General features: G+C 72.5%; 16 protein-coding genes. 8 read left to right on the top strand and 8 right to left on the bottom strand.

Features of this window, described 5'->3' with window-relative positions:
- Positions 1 to 84: 84 nt before the first annotated feature.
- The gene (locus WG209_RS09725; RefSeq protein ID WP_337174835.1) at positions 85 to 2,817 is read right to left on the bottom strand and encodes an RNA polymerase sigma factor; all 2,733 of its coding nucleotides are present in this window, start codon (positions 2,815 to 2,817) and stop codon (positions 85 to 87) included.
- Positions 2,818 to 3,170: 353 nt separating this feature from the next.
- Between WG209_RS09725 and WG209_RS09730 the strand changes: the two genes are divergently transcribed.
- From WG209_RS09730 to WG209_RS09745, 4 genes are all read left to right on the top strand, one after another.
- Complete coding sequence (locus WG209_RS09730) at positions 3,171 to 3,968, top strand: hypothetical protein (protein WP_337174836.1); 798 nt, start codon at positions 3,171 to 3,173, stop codon at positions 3,966 to 3,968.
- 19 nt (positions 3,969 to 3,987) lie between these two features.
- Positions 3,988 to 4,224: a DUF3006 domain-containing protein gene (locus WG209_RS09735; RefSeq protein WP_337174837.1), complete on the top strand. Its 237-nt coding sequence runs from the start codon at positions 3,988 to 3,990 to the stop codon at positions 4,222 to 4,224.
- Positions 4,225 to 4,534: 310 nt separating this feature from the next.
- Positions 4,535 to 5,401, top strand: a complete 867-nt coding sequence (locus tag WG209_RS09740; RefSeq protein WP_337174838.1) for an MBL fold metallo-hydrolase — start codon at positions 4,535 to 4,537, stop codon at positions 5,399 to 5,401.
- 155 nt (positions 5,402 to 5,556) lie between these two features.
- Positions 5,557 to 6,762 (top strand): S8 family peptidase, encoded by a 1,206-nt coding sequence (locus WG209_RS09745; RefSeq protein ID WP_337174839.1) that lies wholly within the window; start codon positions 5,557 to 5,559, stop codon positions 6,760 to 6,762.
- Positions 6,763 to 7,164: 402 nt separating this feature from the next.
- Here the strand turns inward: WG209_RS09745 and WG209_RS09750 are convergent, their stop codons facing one another.
- A complete protein-coding gene (locus tag WG209_RS09750) occupies positions 7,165 to 8,157 on the bottom strand; it encodes an HD domain-containing protein (RefSeq protein WP_337174840.1) in 993 nt (330 codons plus the stop codon).
- Positions 8,158 to 8,272: 115 nt separating this feature from the next.
- Positions 8,273 to 9,307, bottom strand: coding sequence for a hypothetical protein (locus WG209_RS09755; RefSeq protein ID WP_337174841.1), 1,035 nt, complete (start codon positions 9,305 to 9,307; stop codon positions 8,273 to 8,275).
- 1,098 nt (positions 9,308 to 10,405) lie between these two features.
- On the opposite strand from WG209_RS09755, the gene WG209_RS09760 reads away from it, so the two are divergent.
- The 3 genes from WG209_RS09760 to WG209_RS09770 all read left to right on the top strand — a co-directional run bounded on the left by WG209_RS09760 (position 10,406) and on the right by WG209_RS09770 (position 13,317).
- Positions 10,406 to 11,338 (top strand): RluA family pseudouridine synthase, encoded by a 933-nt coding sequence (locus tag WG209_RS09760; RefSeq protein ID WP_337174842.1) that lies wholly within the window; start codon positions 10,406 to 10,408, stop codon positions 11,336 to 11,338.
- A gap of 22 nt (positions 11,339 to 11,360) precedes the next feature.
- Positions 11,361 to 12,302, top strand: coding sequence for a hypothetical protein (locus tag WG209_RS09765; protein WP_337174843.1), 942 nt, complete (start codon positions 11,361 to 11,363; stop codon positions 12,300 to 12,302).
- A gap of 256 nt (positions 12,303 to 12,558) precedes the next feature.
- A complete protein-coding gene (locus WG209_RS09770) occupies positions 12,559 to 13,317 on the top strand; it encodes an alpha/beta hydrolase family protein (protein ID WP_337174844.1) in 759 nt (252 codons plus the stop codon).
- Here WG209_RS09770 and WG209_RS09775 read toward each other — a convergent pair.
- Entirely contained in the window at positions 13,304 to 14,428 is a 1,125-nt protein-coding gene (locus WG209_RS09775; RefSeq protein WP_337174845.1) for a YbdK family carboxylate-amine ligase, read from the bottom strand. The two genes, WG209_RS09770 and WG209_RS09775, sit on opposite strands and share 14 nt — an antisense overlap.
- A 339-nt stretch (positions 14,429 to 14,767) precedes the next feature.
- Here WG209_RS09775 and recN point away from each other — a divergent pair, with 339 nt between their 5' ends.
- Positions 14,768 to 16,474, top strand: coding sequence for a DNA repair protein RecN (gene recN / locus WG209_RS09780; protein WP_337174846.1), 1,707 nt, complete (start codon positions 14,768 to 14,770; stop codon positions 16,472 to 16,474).
- A gap of 39 nt (positions 16,475 to 16,513) precedes the next feature.
- Here the strand turns inward: recN and chrA are convergent, their stop codons facing one another.
- From chrA to WG209_RS09800, 4 genes are read right to left on the bottom strand one after another with little or no spacing between them, the layout of a single operon-like run.
- Positions 16,514 to 17,701, bottom strand: a complete 1,188-nt coding sequence (gene chrA / locus WG209_RS09785; RefSeq protein WP_337174847.1) for a chromate efflux transporter — start codon at positions 17,699 to 17,701, stop codon at positions 16,514 to 16,516.
- A 23-nt stretch (positions 17,702 to 17,724) separates the two neighbouring features.
- Positions 17,725 to 19,134 (bottom strand): neutral/alkaline non-lysosomal ceramidase N-terminal domain-containing protein, encoded by a 1,410-nt coding sequence (locus WG209_RS09790; RefSeq protein ID WP_337174848.1) that lies wholly within the window; start codon positions 19,132 to 19,134, stop codon positions 17,725 to 17,727.
- A 26-nt stretch (positions 19,135 to 19,160) separates the two neighbouring features.
- Positions 19,161 to 20,330 carry an ATP-binding cassette domain-containing protein gene (locus tag WG209_RS09795; RefSeq protein WP_337174849.1) on the bottom strand — a complete coding sequence of 390 codons (1,170 nt, stop codon included), beginning with the start codon at positions 20,328 to 20,330 and terminating at the stop codon, positions 19,161 to 19,163.
- A gap of 37 nt (positions 20,331 to 20,367) precedes the next feature.
- On the bottom strand, positions 20,368 to 21,537 hold the full coding sequence (locus WG209_RS09800) for an FtsX-like permease family protein (RefSeq protein WP_337174850.1): 1,170 nt from the start codon (positions 21,535 to 21,537) through the stop codon (positions 20,368 to 20,370).
- Between the last annotated feature and the right edge of the window lies 1 nt (position 21,538).

Here is a 21,538-nt window from a genome sequence, read left to right on the forward strand (position 1 = left end):
CACCCTCGCGGGAGGAGGGGGGAGATTTGCGGTCGGAGAGACCGGAACGCCGCGCCCGGTCGTCGTCGGTCGCGACCCCTCGCCTCACATCATCCCGCCCGGTTGGGCCATGCCGGGGGCCGGGCGGATGGCTCCGTCCGGGCCGAGGATGAAGCGGTCGGGATGGGCGGCCGACATCTCGCGCTGGGCCTCCAGCAGTTCCTGCTCGATCCCCTCCAGCGAGCTGATGATGAGGACGCCGTCGCGGACGCAGTAGGCCAGGCCGAGTTGCTTGAGGACGAGCCGGAGCGAGAACTTCATCGGGACGCCCTCCAGGTCGATCGTCGCGGGCGAGTCGAGGGTGACGTCGGCGGCTTCGAGGCCCTTCGGGTCGACGTAGACCGGGATCGGGGAGCCATCCTCGGCCTTCAGGGCGTTCTTCGCCTGCTCGATCACCTCGCGGAGCGTACCGTTCCCCTCCGCCTTCAGGACAGCCGGCCGCTCGAGCGCGTCGCGGGCCTTCCGGTTGTTCGGGTCGTCGTCGACGCTCGCGAGCGTGGCGGAGAGCCCGGCCACCTTTTGCCGCGTCTCCTCGGGCGACGGCCCGCCGCCCCCCCCGAACCCGCCGCCGGGGACGAGGTCGGGGACCGCCGCCGGGCGTGCCGGCTCCGCGGCCGGGGGGGAAGCCGAGACGATCGAGGCCAGGTCGCGGTTGGTCGTCGGCGGCTCCGACGGCGCGGGGAAGACGTGGGCCTCGTCGGCGAGGAGCTTCGTCACATACTCGGCGTGGCGGGTGAGCAGGTCGCGGGCCTCGGGGTCGCGCTCGGCCAGTCGATACGACTCGGCGAGCAGCTTCCCCCGCGCCCCGGCGACCAGGTCGCGCGCCAGTTCACGCTCGAACGGGCCCGGATCGGGGCCCATGCCCTCCTTCGCCCTGTCGAGGAGGCCCGCCAGGCCCGCGCGGGCGACATGGAGCGTGGTGAAGGTGTGCCTCGGCCCGGTCGCCATCTCGGGCTGGCCCGTCGGCGGCTTCGAGGCGACGATCAGGTAGTCGGCCAGGCTCCGGAGCAAGGGATCGGTGCCCGCCCGGTTCCGGACTTCCTTCTCCAGCAGCTTCACCCGGTCGCGATGGCGGGCCAGGGCCTCCTCCGACTCCACCGCCAGGTTTCCCCTCGGAGGGGAGACCTCGGCAACGATCCGGTACGACTTCTGGTACTGGTCGACCACCTTCCATACGTCGTCGAGGACGGCCTTCACGCTCCGCCCCTCGGGCGACGCTTGCGGCGGCGGGGCGGGCTCGGCCGAGACGCGGCGGAATGCGGATTCCTCGGCGAACGGGTCGATGGCCTCCAGGCAGTCGGCGTATGCGGACCGGAGCGGCTTCACCGCCGCGTCGTCCTTGGTGCCGCGGAGGCGCGCCAGGATCGGCGCGATGGTCGACTGGTAACGTTCCGCGGCCGCGAGCCGGGCCGCGGGGCCTCCCCCGGCCTGGTCCCTCGCGTTCCGGACGGATCGCTCGAAAACATCGTAGAGATCGCCGAGCATTCCGACGCCCTCGAGGCACAAGTCGCGCGGCATCCACTCGAAACCGGGAAGCGGAGCCTCCACCGGCGCGAGGAAGTCGGCGAAGGCGTCGAGCAGGGCGCGACCCCTGGGGTCGTCCACCCTGGCCGAACGGAGTGCGTCGATGTGAGGGGCGACATCATCCCGATAGCGGTCGAGGAGCCGGCTCCCTCGCTCCGGGGTCGAGTCGGAAGACAGGTCCACCTCGGCCTCCTTCGCCCTCTGGAGGACGGCCTTGCCGGTCTCGTCGATCAACCTCAGGACGTCCATCGGGCCGAGGATGGCCCGCGGTCGGTCGACCGCGACCTCCGCGGGCGGCTCCTGGGCCGGCGCGGGCGTCGGCGTCGCGGGAGGTGGGGGCTGGGGGGCCGCGACGGCCGCGGGCTCGCCCGGCTCCTGGGCGGCCTGGCGGCCGGCGGTCGCGAGCCCCGCGCCGGCGGCGAGGAGGCCGACGGCCAGCGTCGCGGGGATCGCCATCGCCTTGATTTGGGCGTGGAACATGGCCTGGATGGCTCCTTCGGACAGGGTTCGAACGGAGGTCGACAGCGCGGCGGAAGTCATCCAGGCGGAGGGGGAGGCGACGGCGGCCAGCGCCGCGGCGAGGGCCCGCGAGGCCAGCGCCGGGGGGACCGCGGCGCGGAGGTCGGGCGCGACGAGGGCCGAGGCCAGGAGCGTGGTCGGGGCCGTCACGCCGCGACGCTCCAGCCGCTCCCGCAGCAGGTCGCGGGCGCGGGCGAGCCGGCCCTTGACCGTGCCGACGGGCCAGTCCAGGAGCGCGGCGGCCTCCTCGTGCGTCCGCCCCTCGAAGTAGCAGGCGACCACCGGGGCGCGATAGCGCTCGGGCAGCCGGCCGACCTCCTCGTGGAGCCGCGCCTCATCCTCGCGGCGGGCCGCGACGTCGGCGGGGTCCGCCGGCGCGGGGCGGCGGGCGTCGGCGGCAAAGGCCGACTCGTCGCCGGGCGTCGCGGGCCGGGCGCGTCCGCGGGCCTCCGACGCCACGCGCAGGGCGACGCCGTACAGCCAGTTCGCGACCAGCTCCTTGCGCCTCAGCCCGCCGGCCTTGCGGGCGAGGACCAGGAAGGTCGCCTGGAAGGCGTCGTCGGCGTCGTTCGGGTCGCGGAGCAGCCGGCGGCAGACGCCGAGGACCATCGGCCCGTGGCGGTCGACGAGCGCCTCGAAGGCCGCCTCGTCCCGGCGGTCGGCGAACCGCTCCACCAGCCGGGCCTCCGACAGCCCGACCGCCGAGCCCCCCTCCAGGAGTCGTCGCACGGCCATCGCGGAATCGTCGCGCGTCCTAGGCATCGCCGGTCGCCCCCTCGCCTCCGTCCAGGATGACTGCTCGGTTCTGGCGCGGGGAAGGGGTTCGGATACGGAAATCTCGGAATTCGCGGGGGGCCTCCCGCCCCCGCGCCGGGCTCAAGTCGGCTTGACCGGGGGGCGGGGCGTGCTAAAAGGGTCGCCGTTCGTCCGCACATCGCATCGCGGCGTTCCTCGTCGGGCCGGCACATCGGGCCGCGGCGGGGGCGGAGATCGTCGTCGGAGAGATCAAGGCCGGGACGGCCTTCCGGCCGCGGAGCCGATTCGGCCCGCGCCGGGCGTTCGCACCCAGGGACGGGGGCCCCACGCTCGTGAGCAAGTCCAGGAAGCGCCGGCGATCGTCGGCCGCGAAGTCGCCGCTGTTTCGGCGGGTCGTCTATTTCCTCGTGATGGTGATGACCGGCGGCGGCGCCGGGGTCGGCGGGTGGCTCTGCAAGGACTACCCGCAGCTCCAGCCGATCCTCGCGATGGTGTTCGGCCCCGCGGACGACGAGGAAGCCGACGGCGAGCGTGCTCGGCCCGGGGAGCTGATCGAGACCATCGTCGAGAAGGTCAAGTCGGCGGCGGGGGGGCCGGGCGTCTACCGGGTGAAGCTGGAGGGCGTCCAGCTCGACCCCAAGTCGTTCACGCCGGGCCGGACGGTCGACGTCCAGGCGCGAGTGGTCAAGGTCGACGCCGACGAGATGGAGACGGTCGTCTGGGAGAGCCGGCGCTTCGGCGAGAACCTCGCGATCGTCGGCCGCGACGAACTGTCGGCGTCGTGGTCCAACCGGCCGTTCGAGGTCGAATGGCGGCGCGGCGACCGGTTCATGGTCGAGGTGTACGATGGCCGGGGCGGCCTCTTCTCGTCGCGATCGTTCCGCATGGCCCGGCGCGACACCGACGGCTTCCCGCTGGCCTCCGGCGAGTTCGCCCTGGAGCCCGAGGGGCGCATCCGCCCCGGCACCGACCCTTCCCGCAACCGCGTCGTCCTGGCCTCGTCGCGGACCGGCGACTCCGCCGCCGGCGCCGCCGAGGTCCGTCACCGCGACGCCTCGCCCGCCCCCCCCGCGCGTCGCGGGCCCGACCTGCCGGCCGCCGTCGCCGAGCGTCCCATCCTGATCCGATGACCTCGACGGAGGCCCCGCCATGCCCGTCCAGCTCTCGCTCGACCGCTTCGAAGGCGACCTCGCCGTCCTCGCCGCCGAGGACGGCGCGTCGATCGACGTCCCCCGCGCCTGGCTCCCCGACGACGCCAGGCCGGGCGACGTGCTGACCGTCGCGTTCGCCCGCGACGAGGCCGCCACCCGCAAGCTCGCCGCGGAGACCGTGGCGCTCCAGGCCGAGCTGAAAGCGGCCGACGACGGCGGGTACATCAAGCTGTGATTGCGCGATTCCCGCGGCCACGACCCGCGGCCTCCCCCCTGGAGGGGGAAGGCCGACTCCGAAGGAGTCCGATGAGGGGGAGCCCGCCCGCGGGGCTTCGCATTTCGGGACCCTGGCCAGGCCGTCGGCCGCGGAAAGCCCCCTTCAAGCTCCCAAGGGCGTCCCGCTCGTCCCCCCCTCATCCGGCCCTCCGGGCCACCTTCCCCCTCCAGGGGGGAAGGCCGTTAAAAGGGGGCCGATCGCGGCGCTGGGGCGATGCCTCGCGGCGCTGGTCGTCGCCGTCGCCGCGCTGGCGGCCCCGGCCCCCGCGATGGGCCAGCGCCCGCTCGAAGGCCGGCTGGTCGTGGACGTGCTGGACGTGGGGCAGGGGGACGCGATCCTGATCCGGTCGCCCGAGGGGAAGACGGCGCTGATCGACGCCGGCCCGACCCGCGACGCCGCCGCGCGATGGCTGCGGGCCAAGGGGGTCGACACGGTCGACCTCGCGGTCGTCACCCATCACCACCTGGACCACCACGGCGGGATGGAGAGCGTGGTCCGCGACTGGCGGCCCCGCTACTTCCTCGCGACCGACTCCGACCACGCGACCCAAAGCTGGCTGCGGCTCCTGAAGACCGTGAAGGCCGAGGGGATCACGGTGGTCCTGCCGACCGGCAGGCCGCGAAAGGTGGAGTTGGGCTCGGTGACGCTGACCATCCTGCCGCAGCCCCCCCACGACCCGGAGAGCGAGAACGACAACTCGGTCGGCATCCGCCTGCAATACGGCGGCTTCTCCATGCTGATGACCGGCGACAGCGAGCCCCCCTCGCGGCGATGGTGGCTGGAGAATTGCCCGGAGCTGCTCCGCGACTGCTCGGTCCTGAAGCTGGCCCATCACGGCAGCCGCAACGGCACCGACGCCGCCTGGCTCGACGTCGTCCGGCCCGAGCTGGCCGTCGTCAGCCTGGGGGCGGGGAACAGCTACGGGCACCCCCACTCCGAGGCCGTGGAGCTGCTGAAGGCCCACCGCGTCTCCCTGGTCCGCACCGACCAGTGGGGGACCATCACGATGGTCAGCGACGGCGAGACGTGGAACCTGGTCTCCTCGTCGATCGCCCGGCGGAACCCGCGGGAACGCGCCGGCGCCCCGACGCGACCCGTCGCCGCGGGGGAATGGGGACGCACCCGCCGGCGCTGACGCCCGGGGACGCCGACGTTGCGAAGGGGCCACGTCGGGCCGTCGGGGAGTCACGCTCGCATGTTCTCCTCCTAGATGCTGGCATGGGCCGGAACTTCCGGGTAGACTCCCGGCGAGGATGGATCCGACCCGCATCCAGGATGAGACGCAACCCCATGCCCCGCATCAACGCCGCCCGGCGAGCCTCGCGCGAGGTCCGCCCCGGGGTCGAGACGCTCGACGCCCGACTGGTGCTCAGCCTCGTCGCCCCGGCCCCCAAGGTCGCGACGAGCCTCCCGAGCGACCCCGACCTCGCCCGCCAGTGGGGGCTCAACGACCCGGCCGACGTGGACATCAACGCCCCCGAGGCCTGGCGCGCGACGACCGGATCGGCGTCGACGATCGTGGCGGTCCTGGATTCCGGCGTCGACGCGGCCAACCCCGAGTTCCGCAACCGCCTGTGGGTGAATCCCGCGGCCTCGGGGCGCGGGAAGCCGGCCTACGGCTGGAACTTCGTCGGCAACAACGCCGACGTCCGCGACGACTACGGCCACGGCACGCACGTCGCCGGGATCATCGGCGCGGCGAGGGACGGCAAGGGGATCGTCGGGGTGGATTGGAACGCTCGGCTGATGATCCTGAAGGTGCTGGACTCGCGCGGCGGGGGAGACCCGGCCGTCGCCGCGGCGGCCGTCCGCTTCGCCGCGGACAACGGCGCCCGCGTCATCAGCGTGAGCTGGGCCCTGGACGTCTACAGCCAGGATCTGTACGACGCCATCGCCCACGCCGGGTCGAGGGGGGCGGTCGTGGTGGTCTCCGCCGGGAACCAGGGGGTGAACGGCGACCTCCGCCCGGTCTACCCGGCGAGCTTCGACCTGCCCAACATCCTCGTCGTCGCGGCCGTCGACCGCTCGGGGGCGCTGGCGAGCTTCTCCAATTACGGCGCCGGGACCGTGGACGTCGCCGCTCCGGGGGTGGACGTGTACAGCACGTTCCCGTCGAGGTCGCGGTACGCGACCCTCTCCGGCACGTCGATGGCCGTCCCGCACGTCGCCGGCGTGGTCTCGCTGGTCGTGGCCCGGCACCCGGACTGGTCGGCCGAGCGGATCGTCGAGCACGTCAAGGCGACCGTGAAGCCCGTCGCGGCGCTGGCGGGCGTGACGAGTTCCGGCGGCATCGTCGACGCCGCGAAGGCCGTCGGGGCGCCGACCTCGAACCCCGCCCCCCCGATCTACCCCACGGCCACGCCGCCCCCCCGCCGCGGCATGGTCGTCGCCCGCGAGGTCCGCCCGCGCCCCTTGCGCCCCGCGCCGGCCCCGGCCCTGGCCGCGCGGACGATCCCGGCGTTCCAGCCCAGGGGCGTTCGCATGGCGCGAGCCTGACCGCGACTGGGCTTCGCCGGCAAGGGCCCGGGAATCCTCCCTTCTCCCCTCGTGCCGCTCTGTCGAAAACCCCGGGGGCGGGCGACGGCAATCATCCCTTCTCCCCTCGTGGGAGAAGGTGCCCCGGAGGGGCGGGGGAGGGGGGACCGCGCCCGGGTAGCGTTGGCGAAGGAAGGGCTTTGTGTGGTGCGGCCGTCTCGGCCGCACGGCCCAGGCTCGCGCGTGCAGGCGGGACGCCCGCGCCACAACGGGGAGTACCTTCGCCGGGAGGCCGCGCCGGTCGCCCCCCGGTCCGCCCATCGGCCACCTTCTCCCGCGAGGGGAGAAGGGACGTCGTCGTCGGCTTCAGGATCCGCGATCACCGGATGATTCGCGACGAACGTCCCTGTCGCCCGCGCCCGCTCAATCGTCGTCCGGTTCCGGGGCGTTGCGGGGGGTGCCCTTGAAGAGGCGGCGGCCCATGGACTGCTGGAAGGGGGTCCAGGCGGACTCGCGGGAGGGGTCGTCGCGGATCTCGCGGCCGAAGGCGTGGAGCTTGGCGTCGAGGTTGTCCAGGTAGTGCAGCGCGATGGCTTCCAGGGTCATCGGCAGCTTGGGGCTGCCGTACTCCAGCGCGCCGTGGTGGCTGACGATCATGTGCTTCAGCCGCAGGAGCAGCTCGTTGGGGAAGGGCTCGCCGGTCAGGTCGGCGGTGCGCTCCACCTTGTCGCGGAGCATCTCCACGCCCATGACCAGGTGGCCGACGAGCTGGCCCTCGTCGGTGTAGGCGAAGGCCCGGTCGTAGGACAGCTCGGCGACCTTGCCGACGTCGTGCAGGAAGATGCCCGTCAGGAGCAGGTCGCGGTCGACGTCCGGGTAGAGGCCCAGGATGCGATCGGCCACGTTGAGCATCGAGACGACGTGCTCAAGCAGGCCCCCCTGGTAGGCGTGGTGGTTCTTGATCCCCGCCGGCGCGGCGGTGAACTTCGCCACGAACTCCTCGTCGATGAGGAAGCACTCGACGAGCGCCCGCAGGTGCGGGTCCTGCATCCCCAGCAGGACGTCGCGGAGCCGGTTGTAGAGCCTGCCGATGTTCTGGGTGCTCTGGGGGAGGAAGTCCTCGGGCTCGACGCGGGCGGGGTCGAGGATCTCGATGTGGCTCAGGATGACCTGCAGCGAGCCCTGGAAGATCTGGGTCTTGCCCCGCGCCAGGAGGTAGTCGCCCGGCTCGAAGGAGCGGGCGAGTTCCTCGGTGGCGTTCCAGAGCCGCGCCCCGACGCTGCCGGTCCGGTCGCGCAGCTCCAGGTGGAGGTAGAGGTTCCCCTGGCGGTTGGCCCTAAGCTGCTTGTCCGATACCAGGAAGGCCTCGTCGACCGTGTCCCCGTTCGAAAGCTGATTGACGTAGCGACGGCTCATTGAGGGATCGGCTCGGCTCGGCGTGGGGCGGGGGGGGCGAACGCGGGTCGATTCTAGGGGCCCCGGCGGAGCGGGGTCAAGGGAGCCGCGCCCTCGCCCCGCGCCGCCGGTGGGCTCAGTAGGTCACGCCGATCGGCACGCCGTCGGGCGGGAACTGGAAGGGGAGGGTCGCCGCCCCGCCGACGACGCCGGACGGGGTCTCGCCCGGGATCGCGGAGACGATCTTGATCATCTCCAGGCGGTTCGCCGGCTGGTTGGGGAGGTTCAGCTTGTTGAACGGGTCGACCACGACGCCGAGGTAGTAGGTCGACGGGCTGGTGGGGAGCGTGGCCAGCTCGCCGTTGATCGTCGCCAGGTCGCTCCGGGGGGCGACGATGGCGTGGCGCGGGTCGAGGACGCCGAGGGAGTGGCGGGCGGACCTCGGCATCGGGGTCGAGTTCACGCCGCCGATCCCGCCGGGGATCGTGTACAGCGAGACGATCGAGCTGCCCAGGTTGAAGTCGGGCGTGGTCGACGCCACGACGGCCACCTCGACGTCCGAGGTCAGCGAGGCGTTGCCGATGTTGGCGACCTGGATCCGCGGCGCGATCACGTCGCCGGGGATGAGGCCGCGCTCGGGGAGGTCGAACGAGACGACGCGCAGGGTCGGGGTCGCCGGGGCGGCCGTGATCTGGATGGGGATCGCCGGACTGACGTTGTTCCGGTAGTTCGACTCCAGCACGGTCCGGTCGTCGTTGGCGACCAGCCGAATCGTGTAGGGGCCGCGGCCCGGGAAGCCGGCGGGGCGATCGGGGAGCGCCAGCGTGGCGCGGAACTGCTCGATGTTGTTCTGCCCGAGCGCCGGGGCCTCGATGGTCCCGAGCTTGAAGCCGGAGGCCGGCCCCCGGCCGCGGGGGACGAGGAAGACGCCGATGGTCGCCCCGGCCGCGTCGGCCTGGCTGGGGGTGTAGTACGGCGGGCTGACGGTCCCGTCCGGGCCGACGCCGACCTGCAGCGGCGGGACGAGGGAGGTCGGCTCGACGATCGTGCTGGCCCCGAGGTTCTGGAGCGTCACGTCGACGGTGACGGTCCCGCCCCACTGCGCGACGGGCGAGGCCACGCCCGAGACGGCCAGGTCGGCCAGCGAGAAGCCCAGAGACGTGTACGCCATCAGCGCGCGGCCTTCAAGCCGCTCGGGCGCAACCGGCCCGACCCGGCGGCGGGGCTTGCGGGCCCGACGCGCCCGGAGTGAATCCCATGAGAACACCGTGCACCTCCCTGTCGCGGATCGCGGTAATGACGGACGGACCGGGTCGCGGGGCCCCCGCCGGCGGGCCCGGGGCGCGCGAACCTCTCGATGGTCTGAACATCGTCCGGCCGCCGCCCCGGCATCCTCGCGAATCGCGCCCTTCGAGGTCGCGCGGTTCGCGTCGCGCCCGTCGCGCCGTGCGCCCCGCCCGCGACGCTCGCGCCGACCGCGCCTGTTCCTCCGGGCGTTCCGTCGGCGCGGGCCGCCGCGAGTTGGCTTCGTTCGCGCGCCGCGGTTTCCGCCACCGCGCGGCTAAGTCGCTGGTGGACAAGGCATTTACGCCGGCGACGGCTTGGCTTCGTTCGTCGTTTTCGAAGTGGTTTTTCGCTCGACGAGCGTGAAACCCGCGTCCGACGGGGGGCCGTCGGATGTCGCCGTTCGCGACTGCTCATCTTCGGGCGAGGCCGGCAGCTCCACGCTCAAGGAGCGTAAGAGCGCGCGTCGACTCTCCCGCCGGGCTGACGAGCCGACGCTATTGGGATGGCATCCGGGCCCACCGCTCGCCGTCGCCGAGCGTCCCTTCTCCCCTCGTGGGAGAAGGTGGCCGAAGGCCGGATGAGGGGGAATCCGCAAGCCACCGGTCGCGCGCCCCCTCATCCGCCCCCCCGGGGCACCTTCTCCCACGAGGGGAGAAGGGGGGAACGCGCCCGTGGAGCCGTCGACGAGAAAGCGTCGCGTCGTCAGCCCGGTGGGAGAGGGGACGGCATCAACCGCTCCTCATTTCGCGCGGCGGCGTTGGCTTCGGTGCCCGACTGCTTCCAGGTTGTCAAAGAGCGCCGTCATCAAACACCCTCATGGTCCGCGGCGGGGCCGGCCGGATTTCAGGAATCCGGATTTTCCCCGCGATGTCCGCCGAGGTCGCCAGGAGGTCGGGGGCGTCGGCCGGTGGGAGCCTCGCTATAATGTAGGGTCGCCCCGACGCCGCCCACGCCCCGACCGCACGACGAAGGTCCGCCGCTCATGCCCGAACGCCTCGACAAGCTCGTCTCCGAGCGCTTCCAACTCTCCCGACGTGTCGCGCGCGAGGCCGTCGAGCGCGGCCAGGTCGACGTGGAGGGGGTGCGCCAGCTCGATCCCGGCTTCGAGGTCGAGCCCGACGCCGCGGTGACGTTCGACCCCAACCGGCCGCGGCCCGGCAAGGTCGAGCGCCGGGTGAACGTGCTGTACGAGGACCGCGACGTGATGATCGTGGACAAGCCGGCCGGCCTCCTCGTCCAGCCGACCCCCGCCCGCGAGCGAGACACCCTGCTGGAGCGGGCGGGGCGGTATCAGATCCACAAGCGGGGGGTGAAGAAGCCCTACGTCGGGATCGTCCACCGGATCGACCAGCACACGTCGGGCGTGGTGCTGCTGGTGACGAACCCGAAGGCCATGCGGCCCTTCCAGGATCTCTTCCGCGCCCGCGCCGTGGACCGCGAGTACCTGGCGGTGGTGGAGGGGGTCTTCCTGACGATCGAGGGGCGCATCGACCTGCCGCTGGTGGACCACGCGGGGGACAACCGCCGTGGGGTCTCGCGGGTCCCCGGCCGGGGCCAATCGGCGACGACCCATTTCCGCGTGATCGAGAGCTACGGCACGGTCGCCAGCCTGGTGGGGATCCGGCTGGAGACGGGCCGGACGCACCAGATCCGCATCCACATGGCGGCGCTCGACCACACGGTCGTCGGCGACCCGATCTACGGGCGTCGCAAGCGGCCGAAGTTCCCGATCCGGTTCCCGCGCCAGGCGCTGCACGCCGCGACGCTGGGCTTCGAGCACCCCATCACGGGCGAGACGGTGAGGGTCGACGCGCCGCCGCCGCCGGACTTCGCCGGGCTCGTCGAGCAGTTGACCCGAGACCACGGCGCGACGAAGGCGGCCCCGACGGTCGCCGTCGAACCGGAGCGCCCCTGACCCGAACCGAGGACGGAACGCCATGCCACCGACCCCCTCGCGCGACATGGACGCCGAGCTGAAGGCGCTCGACGACCGGCTCAACGAGTTCCTGCCGCCGCGCTACCAGCATTGCTACGGCGAGGTGCCGCCGACCTCGATGGGCTCGGCCTCGCTGAAGTACGACGAGTACGGGCGGGTGGCGTGGGGCGAGATCTGGACGACCTTCTGCGACCTGGCCCTGGCCGGCGGGCCGCCGCACCGCGGCACGCTGCTGGAGCCGCCGTCGGCCGAGGAGGTGGCGGCCGACCCCGACGGCCAGGCCCGGATCCTGGCGGAGGTCGACCGCGCGCTCGGCCTGGCGACGGGCGTCGGCACCCTGCCGGGCTACGCGCCGGGGTGGATCGGCGTCCCCTGCGCCGCGGAGGATGAGGCGACCTGGCTCCAGTTCGCCGTCACGGCCGAGAACGTCTCGGCCCGGCGCCGCGGACGGACGCTCCAGCTCCCGGTCGGGCCGAATTTCCGGCCGGAGAAGGAGATCAAGAACCTGGTCGTCGCGCTGGCCAAGTCGCTGCACTACTGGGACGGCCACCTGACCGACTCTCAGCAGAGGATGGCCGAGCACGAGGCGTGGGAGCCCGCGACCGCCGCAGAGGCCGCCGCCGACCCCGCCCGGTACGCCGAGGCCGAGGCCGCCATCGAGGCCGCCTTCCGCGCCGTCGGCCTGCCGACCTCGCCCCGACGCCACGCCGGCTGGATCGGCGTCGAGACGGAGGACGAGGAGGCCGCCGTCTGGCTGCTCCGCGCCGTGCTCGTCGAGCGCGTCCCCGCCCGTCGCGAGGAGAACGTCCTGTTCCTCCCCGTCGAGGCCGCCGCCGACGCCGAACGATCCGGGCGCGTCGCCGGGGCCTTCCTCAAGGCCTGGGAACTCTGGCGGGCCCACTCCCGACGCCCCGCCTGGCGGCCGTCGGGGCGTCGGGACTGAGGGCGCGTGGCCGACCCGGGTGCCCACAAGGGGCGCCCCTACCAGTCCCCGTAGGCTGGGTCGAGACCCAGCCTACGGGATCAGGCTGCCGCCCGCCCCGCGAAGCGACGCCGATCGCGCGCCCCTCATCCGGCCTTCGGCCACCTTCTCCCACGAGGGGAGAAGGGATATCGTCTTGTTTTGCGGAACCCTGTAGAGCCCGGCTCGCATCCGGGCCGTGATCTTCCCCACCGATCACCGACGTCGAGGAGCCGCGATGGCCTTCGCCACGATCCAGTACTTCAGCCGCTCGTTGCGGAAGGCGTCCGCCTTCAACGTCATCTTCCCGGACGACCCGGCGAAGGCCCGCCCGTGGTCGACGTTCTACCTGCTGCACGGGCTGTCCGACGACCACACCATCTGGGCGCGTCGCACCAGCATCGAGCGCTACGTCCAGGATCTCCCGCTGGTCGTCGTCATGCCCGACGGCGGCCGGGGCTGGTACACCAACGCCGTCGAGGGCCCCGCGCACGAGGACGACATCATCAAGGACGTCGTCGGGCTGGTCGACCGCACCTTCCCCGTCCGCGCCGAGCGCGAGGGCCGCGCCATCGGCGGGCTCTCGATGGGGGGCTACGGCGCGGTGAAGCTGGGGCTGAAGCATCACGAGATGTTCTGCTCGATCAACTCCCACTCCGGGGCCCTGGGGTTCGCCCGGATCGACCCCGCCAAGGCGAAGGAGCGGAGCCCGGAGTTCGGCCGGATCTTCGGCCCCGAGCCGAAGGGGGGCCCCGAGGATCCGTTCGGGATCGTCGAGCGGATCGACCACGGCCGGATCCCGGCCATGCGGATCGACTGCGGGACCGAGGACTTCCTGCTGGACCAGAACCGCGAGTTCCACGAGTTCCTGGAAGACCGTCACGTCCCGCACGAGTACCAGGAGTTCCCCGGCGGGCACGATTGGGCCTACTGGGACGAGCACGTCCGGGAGGCGATCGACTTCCACGCGCGCAACCTGAAGATCACGAAGCCGTGATCTCCTCGCCGGCCAGGAAGCGGGCCACGTCGGAGAGGTAGCCGGTCCGTTCGAAGATCTCGCGCTGGAGCGTCGCGCCGTCGGGCCGGCGGGCCATCTCGCGGGCCCGGTCGAGCCATCGCGAGCAGCCCAGGGCCTCGGCCGTCGGCGCCAGCTCGTCGGCCATGCGCGCGACGGCGTCGCGGGCGACCTCGTTCATGCCGGTCTCCGGGTCGACCAGAACGGCGTCCAGCCCGTGCCGGGCGGCGCGCCAGCGGTTCTGGCGGATCATCAGCCGGCCGAACTCGGACAGCTCCATCGGCTGGATGTCGACGTCGCGGACCATGCGGTGGATGAGGCACTGGATCAGCGCGGTGAGGCCCAGGACGGAATCGAGGTCGGTGGGCATGTCGCAGATGCGGACCTCCACCGTGCCGTGGCGGTCGCTGGGGCGGACGTCCCACCAGAGTTCCTTGGTCGTCTGGATGGACCCCACGGCCATGAGCCGCTCGGCCAGGCGGACGAACGACGCCCAGTCCTTGAGGAACGGCGGCTGCCCGCCGGTGGGGGAGGTCCCCATCACCTCCAGCCGATACGACCGCAGCCCGGTGTCCCGGCCGCACCAGAACGGGCTGTTCGCGGAGAGGGCCAGGAGGGTCGGCAGGTAGTGGGAGACCCGCGTGGCGACCCGCGCCGCGGCGTCGCCGTCGGGGACGCCGACGTGGACGTGGAGCCCGAACGTCAACTGCCGCCGGATGGTGTCCTGGTTGTCCTCGATCAGCTTCAGGTAGCGCGGGCTGACGGAGATCTCCTGGTCGAGCCACTGCGCGAACGGGTGCGCCCCGCCCCAGGCGACCCGCGCCCCGGACCGCCGGGCCAGCCCGTCGACGAGCTCGAGCTTCGCCTGGAGGTCGCGGCCGACCTCGTCGACGTCGCGGCAGATGCCCGTGTTGATCTCCACGCAGCACTGGTAAAGCTCGGGCTTGACCGACTCCTCCAGCTCCGGCGGGACCGCCGCGAGGATGTCGTCGCCGACCGGGGATAGGTCGAGCGACGTCGCGTCGATGATCTGCATCTCCAGCTCCACGCCGAGGGTCGGGTGGTCGCTGCCTCGGAACGGTTCGACGGGCATCGGTGCGTCCTCGCATCGGGGGGGCCGGCGACGGGCCGGGATCACGAGTTTCGCCTTGGCACTTATCATGCCGCGCCGGGGGACCCCGCCGCGATCGTGACGAGACGCGTCGGATCGGACGGTGATGACGATTTTGCCATCCGACGATTGCAAGCGCGCCTCGTCGCCTGGATGATGGCGGTGATCGCGACCCAATCTCGGATCATCCGTCGACCCGTGGCCGGAATTTCACCGGGAACGCCTGGACAGGAAGGCGACGGATGGCACAATGAAGGGCGGTCGGCTCGGGTGGGTTTCAACCTTTCCCCGCGACGGGAGGGGGGCTCGGAGGCCCGGAACGTGCTTCGTGAACTGTCGGTTCGGAACCTGGCGACGATCGAGGACGTCCAGATCGAGCTCGAGGACGGCTTCTGCGTCTGGAGCGGCGAGACGGGGGCGGGCAAGAGCCTGCTGCTCGCGGCGCTGGGGCTGGTCCTCGGGGGCAAGGCGTCGGCCGACATGGTCCGCGCCGGCAAGCCCGAGGCGCGCGCCGGGGCCGTCTTCGAGATCCAGAGCCCCTCGCTGCGGGCCGAGCTGGAGTCGATCCTGGGGAACGCCCTGGACGACGACGCGCTGATCATCAACCGTCGCGTCTCGGCCCAGGGGCGGAGCGCCGCGCGGGTCAACGGGATGCCGGTGACGATCGCCACGCTCCAGAAGCTGGCCGAGCGGCTCGTCGACGTCCACGGCCAGTACGAGAACCGCGCGCTGATCGACCCCGACCGCCAGCGCTCCTTGCTGGACGCGTTCGGCGGGCTGGAGGAGCCGCACCGGTCGTTCATCGAGGCCCGCGACCGCCACGCCGAGCTGCGTCGCGCCCGGCAGGCGCTCATCGACGGCGCGGAGGCCCGCCGCCGCGAGAAGGCGCTGCTGGAGTTCGAGTTCGGGGAGCTGGCCGAGGCCGACCCCAGGCCGGGCGAGCACGACGAGCTGGTGCGGGAGTCGCACGTCCTGGCCAACGCCGAGGCGCTGCGGACCGCGGCCGTGGACGGCCACCGCCTGCTCTACGAGGCCGATCGCTCCGCCCAGGAGATCCTCTGCCGCGTCGCGCGCACGCTGGAGCCGCTGGCGAGGGACGTCCCCGAGCTGGCCGACGCCGCGGCGACGCTGGAACGGCTCGCCGACGAGACGCGCGAGATCGCCTACACCCTGCGCGACCTCGGCCAGGACTGGGACGACGACCCGGCGCGGCTGGAGGACGTCGAATCCCGCCTGGCCCTCTATCGCAAGCTCTCCACGCGGTTCCATCGCCCCCCCGACGAGCTGGCGGCGTTGAAGGCGGAGACCGGGGCCAGGCTCGCCGCCATCGAGCGCGACGAGACCGACCTGAAGGCGTTCGACGGGCCGCTGTCCGAGGCGTGGGCCGAGGTCAGGCGGGCCGCCGCCGTCCTCACCGACGGCCGGCGCAAGACGGCCAAGGATTTCGGCAAGGCGATCCAGGCGCGGCTGAAGTGCCTGGGGATGGAGCGCGCCCGGCTGACCGTGGAGGTCGAGTCCCGCGACCTGGGGGACGACCCGACCGCCCCCTCGCCGCCGGACTCCGGGGCCGATCGCGTGGAGATGATCTTCCTGGCGAACCCCGGCGAGGTCCCCCAGCCGCTGCGCAAGATCGCCTCCGGCGGCGAATTGTCTCGCGTGACCCTGGCGGCCAAGGCCGTGCTTGCGGCCGTCGACAGCGTGCCGACGCTGGTTTTCGACGAGATCGACACGGGCGTCGGCGGCCGGCTGGGCTCGGCCCTGGGGAAGACGCTGGCCGAGCTGGCGAAGCATCATCAGGTGGTCTGCGTCACCCACCTGCCGCAGATGGCGAGCTACGCCAGCAAGCAGTGGGTGATCCGCAAGCGCGTGGAGCGCGGGCGGACCCGGACGACGATCGCCCCGCTGGCCGAGTCCGAGCGCGTCGCCGAGCTGGCCGCCATGCTCCGCGGCGACTCCGCCGCCGAGTCCACCCGCCGCGAGGCCCGCGAGATGCTCCGCGAGGCCCGCGAGGCGGTGGGGGTGTCGTGAGCGGCGGGCGACGCCCGTCGACGCGGCCCGGCGGGGCGGTCAGCGAGGCCCGGCGGGCGTGGCCGCGATCCCGACGAGCGCCCCGGCGAGGATCAGCCAGGCCGAGTTGATCGGGGACCGGATGAGCATCACCCCGCTCGCCAGGGCGAGGCACGCCGTGATCGGGTCCACGACGGCGGACCGGCCGAGTTCGCAGGCCACGACGAACATGATCGCCAGCGAGGCGGCGTTCACGCCGTCCAGGAACGCCCCGGCGACCCGCGATTTCCGCAGGCGCGGGATGAGCGGGCCGCTCGCCGCGACGAAGACGAACGCGGGGAGGAAGATCCCCAGCGTCGCGAGACTGGCCCCCTCCACCCCGCCGAGCAGGTAGCCGATGAAGGTCGCGGTCGTGAAGACCGGCCCCGGCGTCGCCTGGCCGAGCGCCACCGCGTCGAGGAGCTGCTGGTCGGTCAGCCACCCCCGTTGCTCCACCAGGTCGGAACGGAGGAAGGCGATGAGGACGTAGCCGCTGCCGTACAGGACCGATCCCACCTTCAGGAAGAACAGGAACAGGGGCGTCAGCCCGAACTGCGGCGCCGCCGCGAGGCCGACCGGCGGGATCAAGAGCATCGGCGGGGAAGGGGACATGCCCGAGCCCTTCCGCTCCCGAAGCCACGCCGGGAGGGCCATGACCGCGCCCGCGCCGAGAAGGAGGGCCAGCTCGTTCGCCCCGACGGCGCCCAGGGCGGCCGTCGCGGCGGCGACCGCCGCCATGGCCCGCGTCCTCAGCGCGGATCGTCCCAATCGCCAGACCGCCTGGGCCACGATGGCGATGACGACCGGCTTGACGCCGTACAGCATCCCCGTCGCCGCCGGGAGCGTCCCGTAGCGGACGTACGCCCAGGCGACGGCGAGCGTGATCAGCGCGGCCGGGGCGATGAAGCACGCGCCGGCGACGACGAGCCCCGCCCACCGGGCTCGCGCCCAACCGATGTGGATCGCCATCTCGGTCGAGTTCGGCCCAGGGATGAGGTTCGCCGCGCTCATCATGTCGAGGAACTGCTCGCGGGTCAGCCAGCCGCGCCTCTGGACCACCTCCCGCTCCATCATGCCGACGTGCGCCGCCGGCCCCCCGAAGGACGTGGCGCCCAGCCGGAGGAACAGCCAGGCGATCTCGCGCAACGGCGTGCGCCCCGAGGGCTCGGGGGGAGGAGGTTCCGCCTCGGCGGCCGTGCTCGGGTCCATGGAGCGGCCTCCTCCCGCCGGCCTCACTGGCGCATCGACGGGAGCAATTCCTCGGGGACGGCGAAGAAGTCGGGCGCGGGCGTGTCGGCGGTCTTGCGGAAGGCGTCGCCGAGGAGCGACTCGACGGCGGAGACCAGCACGTCCTCGACGGCCGGGGCGTAGCGCGTGGGGTGGTCGTAATAGATCTGCGAGAAGTCGGCCTCGTAGCCCCCCTCGGCGAGCACCCGCTTGCTGGGGATGTAGCCGGGGACGTCGTTCGACCAGGCGTTGATCCAGAGGCGGGTCCAGTCCATCTCGCTCTTGAGGCGGACGGCGTAGTCGACGGTCACCTCGCCGGGGAGGAAGACGATCGCCAGGGCGTCGCCGAACCGCCAGCCGGCGATCGGGTACGGGACGGATTCCGGCAGCTTGCCGTCGCGGTCGAGCTGGGCGAGCATGCGTCGGGCGTGGCGGCCCTCGAAGCCCTCGCGCTTGGCCTCGTTCTCCCAGTGCTCGCGGCCGGGGGCGGCCTCCAGCGGCAGCTCGATCGAGACCTCGACGACCTCGGGCCCGGCGGCGAGGGGGACGCCGGGCGCCTTGGCGAGCGCCGCGACGGCGTCGGCCAGGGCGCGGCCGTGGCGGCGCGAGAGGCCGATGTTGCCGGTCGGCTGGGGGCCGACGTCGGCGCCGCAGCCGATGGTGATCACGGCCGTCGCGCCCGGCGCGTCGCGCTCGATCTCCTCGGCGGCGAAGCCCGCCCAGTCGCCGCCGACGCGGTTGTCGGCCCCGGCGCTGGTGCAGTGGCAGGCGTAGTTCGCCCACACGCCGACCAGCTCGCCGCCGCGGCGGGCGAAGATGGCGGGCATGGAGTGGTCGACCGGCGCCTTCTCGGCGAAGGCGAAGCCGCGCCAGACGCCGTCGATCATCAGCCGGCGGTTGCCGCCGAACGTCGCCCGGCCCTGGCCCCAGGACAGCTCGGCCGGCTTCCGGTCGCGGACGGCGGCCGTGGCGACCTCCACGATCTTGCCGGTCAGCCATTCCGTGTATCGCGCGATGTGCTCGACCTGCTCGGGCGTGGCGCGGCCGTCCCAGATCAGGGGGGCGTAGCCCGCCAGTTGCGGGGCGCTGTGGGTGTGGGTGGAGGCGACCGCCAGGCGGGCGGGGTCGAACGCCTTCGACTCGGCGACGCGGCGGCGGACCTCCGCGACGACCGGCGCGGGGACGCCGCAGTTGTCGACGGCGACCACCACGGCCGGGTCGTCGCCGATCGCCATCGCCCGCGCCCAGATCGGCGCGTCGATCCCCTCGAACTCGCCGACGCGATGCCCGTAGCCGGTGAGGACCACGGGATGCGTCGGCGTGACGTCGATCCTGGCGACGCCCACCGGGACCTCGGCGGCGAGTCCCGGCGAGGCGAGCAGCAGCGAGGCGAGCAGGGGCAGCGTTCGATTCATCTTCGAATCCTCGACGAGTGACGGGGTCAGGGGGCCTCGGCGGCCTGGGCGCCGGCGCCGGCGGCGGAGCCGGCCAGCAGGGCGCGGATGCGGCCCTCGAACGACTGGTCGGCGGCCAGGGCCCGCATGAAGTCGTCCTTCGCCAGGACGTACAGCTCCATCTCGGTCCGGGCCGTGACGGTCTCCGGGATCGGCGACTTGAAGTAGGACGAGATCATGCCGAAGCCCTCGCCGAAGAGCTTCTCCTCCGAGAACTGGCCGTCCCGGTAGGCGTCGGCCACGCCGGAGCCGACGACGTAGAACCGGTCTCCCTCGTCGCCCTGGCGGACGATCGTCCCGCCGGGGCGGTGGTGCTCCACGGTCATGGAGTTCGCCAGCCGGGAGAGGGTCGCCTCCCCCATGCCGGACAGGGCCTCGACGGCCGAGAGCGCCCGGACGATCCGCACGGCGACCCTCGTCAGCGAGTTGGTCACGATCCGGCCGCCGACCATGTTCACGATGCGGTCGGCCTTGTCGATCACCCGCTGGTCGTGCGTGACCAGCAGGATCGTCGTCCGAGTCGGCCCGTCGGCCAGCTCGCGGAGCAGGTCCAGGACCACCTGGCTGGACGCGGCGTCGAGCGACGCCGTCGGCTCGTCGGCCAGGACCAGCGACGGCGAGTTGACCAGCGCCCGCGCGATCGCCACGCGCTGCTTCTGCCCGCCGGACAGCTCCGACGGCCGGTGGCCGATCCGGTCGGCCAGGCCGAGCCTCGTCAGCATGGCGACGGCGCGCCGGTTCATCTCCTCGACCGACGCCGGCCGCAGCGCCGTGGCCATCCGGACGTTCTCCAGCGCGGAGAGCGAGGTGAACAGGTTGTGCTGCTGGAAGATGAAGCCGATCTCCTTGCGGATCTCCACCCGCGCGGGCTCGTCGGCCCGGGAGAGGTTGCGGCCCAGCACCTCCAGGTATCCCTCCTGCATCGACCGCAGGGCGCCGATGAGCGTCAGCAGCGTCGACTTCCCGGAGCCGGACGGCCCGGTCATGATGACGACCTCGCCCCGGCTGATCTCCAGGTGGTTGTCGAACAGGACCTGCGTCCGCGTGTCCCCCTCGCCGTAGGCGTAGTTGACCGCCACGGCCCGGATGACGACGTCGGTGCTGGCGGGCCGGTTCACCGCCCGGTCCAGCGAGGTCGAGAGCGTCCCACTACTCATGCCGAAACCCCTTGATCCCGGTCGGTCGGTCGGTCGATCATGCGAAGAGCTGCGCCGGGTCGGCCGAGATGAGCCGGCGCGCCGCGTAGGCGCCGGCCCCCAGGCACATCAGCACCGTCAGCAGCAGGATGGCGTAGGGGTTGTTCCGCGCCACGTCCATCGGCAGGCCGGTCATGCGGTGGACCCACTGGAACAGGAAGTGGCTGACGATCAGCCCGGCGGCGTACCCTATCAGCGCCAGGTAGAGCGCCTGCCCGAGCACCACGCGGTACAGGGCGAGGTTGGAGTGGCCCATCGCCTTGAGGGTGGCGAACTGGGGCAATCGGTCGCTGATGTCCGAATACAACACCTGATAGCAGATCACCGAGCCGACGATCATCCCCATCACCACGCCGATGTAGAAGACGGTGCCGATGGGGGCGACCTTGTCCCAGAAGTCGCGCTCGCGGGCGATGAACTCGTCGAGCGTCAGCGCGCGGACGTCCGGCGGCAGCGCCTCGGCCAGCGCGTCGCGGACGCGGCGGGGGTCGGCGCCGGGCTCCGTGCGGATCACGCCCACGTGGGCCTTGCGGTCCATCAGCGAGGGCCCGTCCAGCTCCGGGAACGCGGACATCATGTTCCGGTCGCTGACCACGAGGTTGCCGTTGGTCTGGACGTTGATCCCCAGCGAGAACGTCCCGACGACCTCGAATCGCTTCCCCGCCAGCTCGGAGACCTGCCCCGGCTCGAAGGCGCCGAACCGCTCGACGCGCGAGCGGTCGTCGGCCATGGCGGTGTTCGGTCGGGACCACAGGTGGCGGCCCGCCTTCAGCTCCGGCACGTCCAGCAGGTCGTCCTCGGGGGCGTAGCCGACGACGCAGATCCGCTCCTCGTCCCCCGTCTCCGGGTTCCGCCAGTACGACGACCGCGTGACGGTGTACATCGGGCCGGACCACGCCACCCCCTCCACCCCACGCGCCTGGACCACCCGCTCCATCGGGAACGAGAAGGGCACCGAGAGGGTGTAGAGGGTCCGGCTGACCAGGACCACCTGGCCGTCGATCCGCTCGATGATGTTGACCATGCTGTCGAGGATCGACTTGCGGAAGCCGTTCTCCATGAACATCAGCGTCGTGGCGAACGCGATGCCGGCCACCGACGCCACGAGCCGGAGCTTGTGCTCCGTGAGGTTCTTCCAGGCCAGGGGGATCTTGCCGCCGAGTCTCATG

The sequence above is a fragment of the Paludisphaera sp. genome, assembly GCF_037189885.1.
Taxonomy (GTDB): Bacteria; Planctomycetota; Planctomycetia; order Isosphaerales; family Isosphaeraceae; genus Paludisphaera.

Coding starts and splice junctions, on each gene's coding strand:
- WG209_RS09725 (WP_337174835.1), bottom strand. CDS start 2,817: ATGGCCGTGCGACGACTCCTGGAGGGGGGCTCGGCGGTCGGGCTGTCG.
- WG209_RS09735 (WP_337174837.1), top strand. CDS start 3,988: ATGCCCGTCCAGCTCTCGCTCGACCGCTTCGAAGGCGACCTCGCCGTC.
- WG209_RS09740 (WP_337174838.1), top strand. CDS start 4,535: ATGGGCCAGCGCCCGCTCGAAGGCCGGCTGGTCGTGGACGTGCTGGAC.
- WG209_RS09745 (WP_337174839.1), top strand. CDS start 5,557: ATGCCCCGCATCAACGCCGCCCGGCGAGCCTCGCGCGAGGTCCGCCCC.
- WG209_RS09750 (WP_337174840.1), bottom strand. CDS start 8,157: ATGAGCCGTCGCTACGTCAATCAGCTTTCGAACGGGGACACGGTCGAC.
- WG209_RS09755 (WP_337174841.1), bottom strand. CDS start 9,307: ATGGCGTACACGTCTCTGGGCTTCTCGCTGGCCGACCTGGCCGTCTCG.
- WG209_RS09760 (WP_337174842.1), top strand. CDS start 10,406: ATGCCCGAACGCCTCGACAAGCTCGTCTCCGAGCGCTTCCAACTCTCC.
- WG209_RS09765 (WP_337174843.1), top strand. CDS start 11,361: ATGCCACCGACCCCCTCGCGCGACATGGACGCCGAGCTGAAGGCGCTC.
- WG209_RS09770 (WP_337174844.1), top strand. CDS start 12,559: ATGGCCTTCGCCACGATCCAGTACTTCAGCCGCTCGTTGCGGAAGGCG.
- WG209_RS09775 (WP_337174845.1), bottom strand. CDS start 14,428: ATGCCCGTCGAACCGTTCCGAGGCAGCGACCACCCGACCCTCGGCGTG.
- chrA (WP_337174847.1), bottom strand. CDS start 17,701: ATGGACCCGAGCACGGCCGCCGAGGCGGAACCTCCTCCCCCCGAGCCC.
- WG209_RS09790 (WP_337174848.1), bottom strand. CDS start 19,134: ATGAATCGAACGCTGCCCCTGCTCGCCTCGCTGCTGCTCGCCTCGCCG.
- WG209_RS09795 (WP_337174849.1), bottom strand. CDS start 20,330: ATGAGTAGTGGGACGCTCTCGACCTCGCTGGACCGGGCGGTGAACCGG.
- WG209_RS09800 (WP_337174850.1), bottom strand. CDS start 21,537: ATGAGACTCGGCGGCAAGATCCCCCTGGCCTGGAAGAACCTCACGGAG.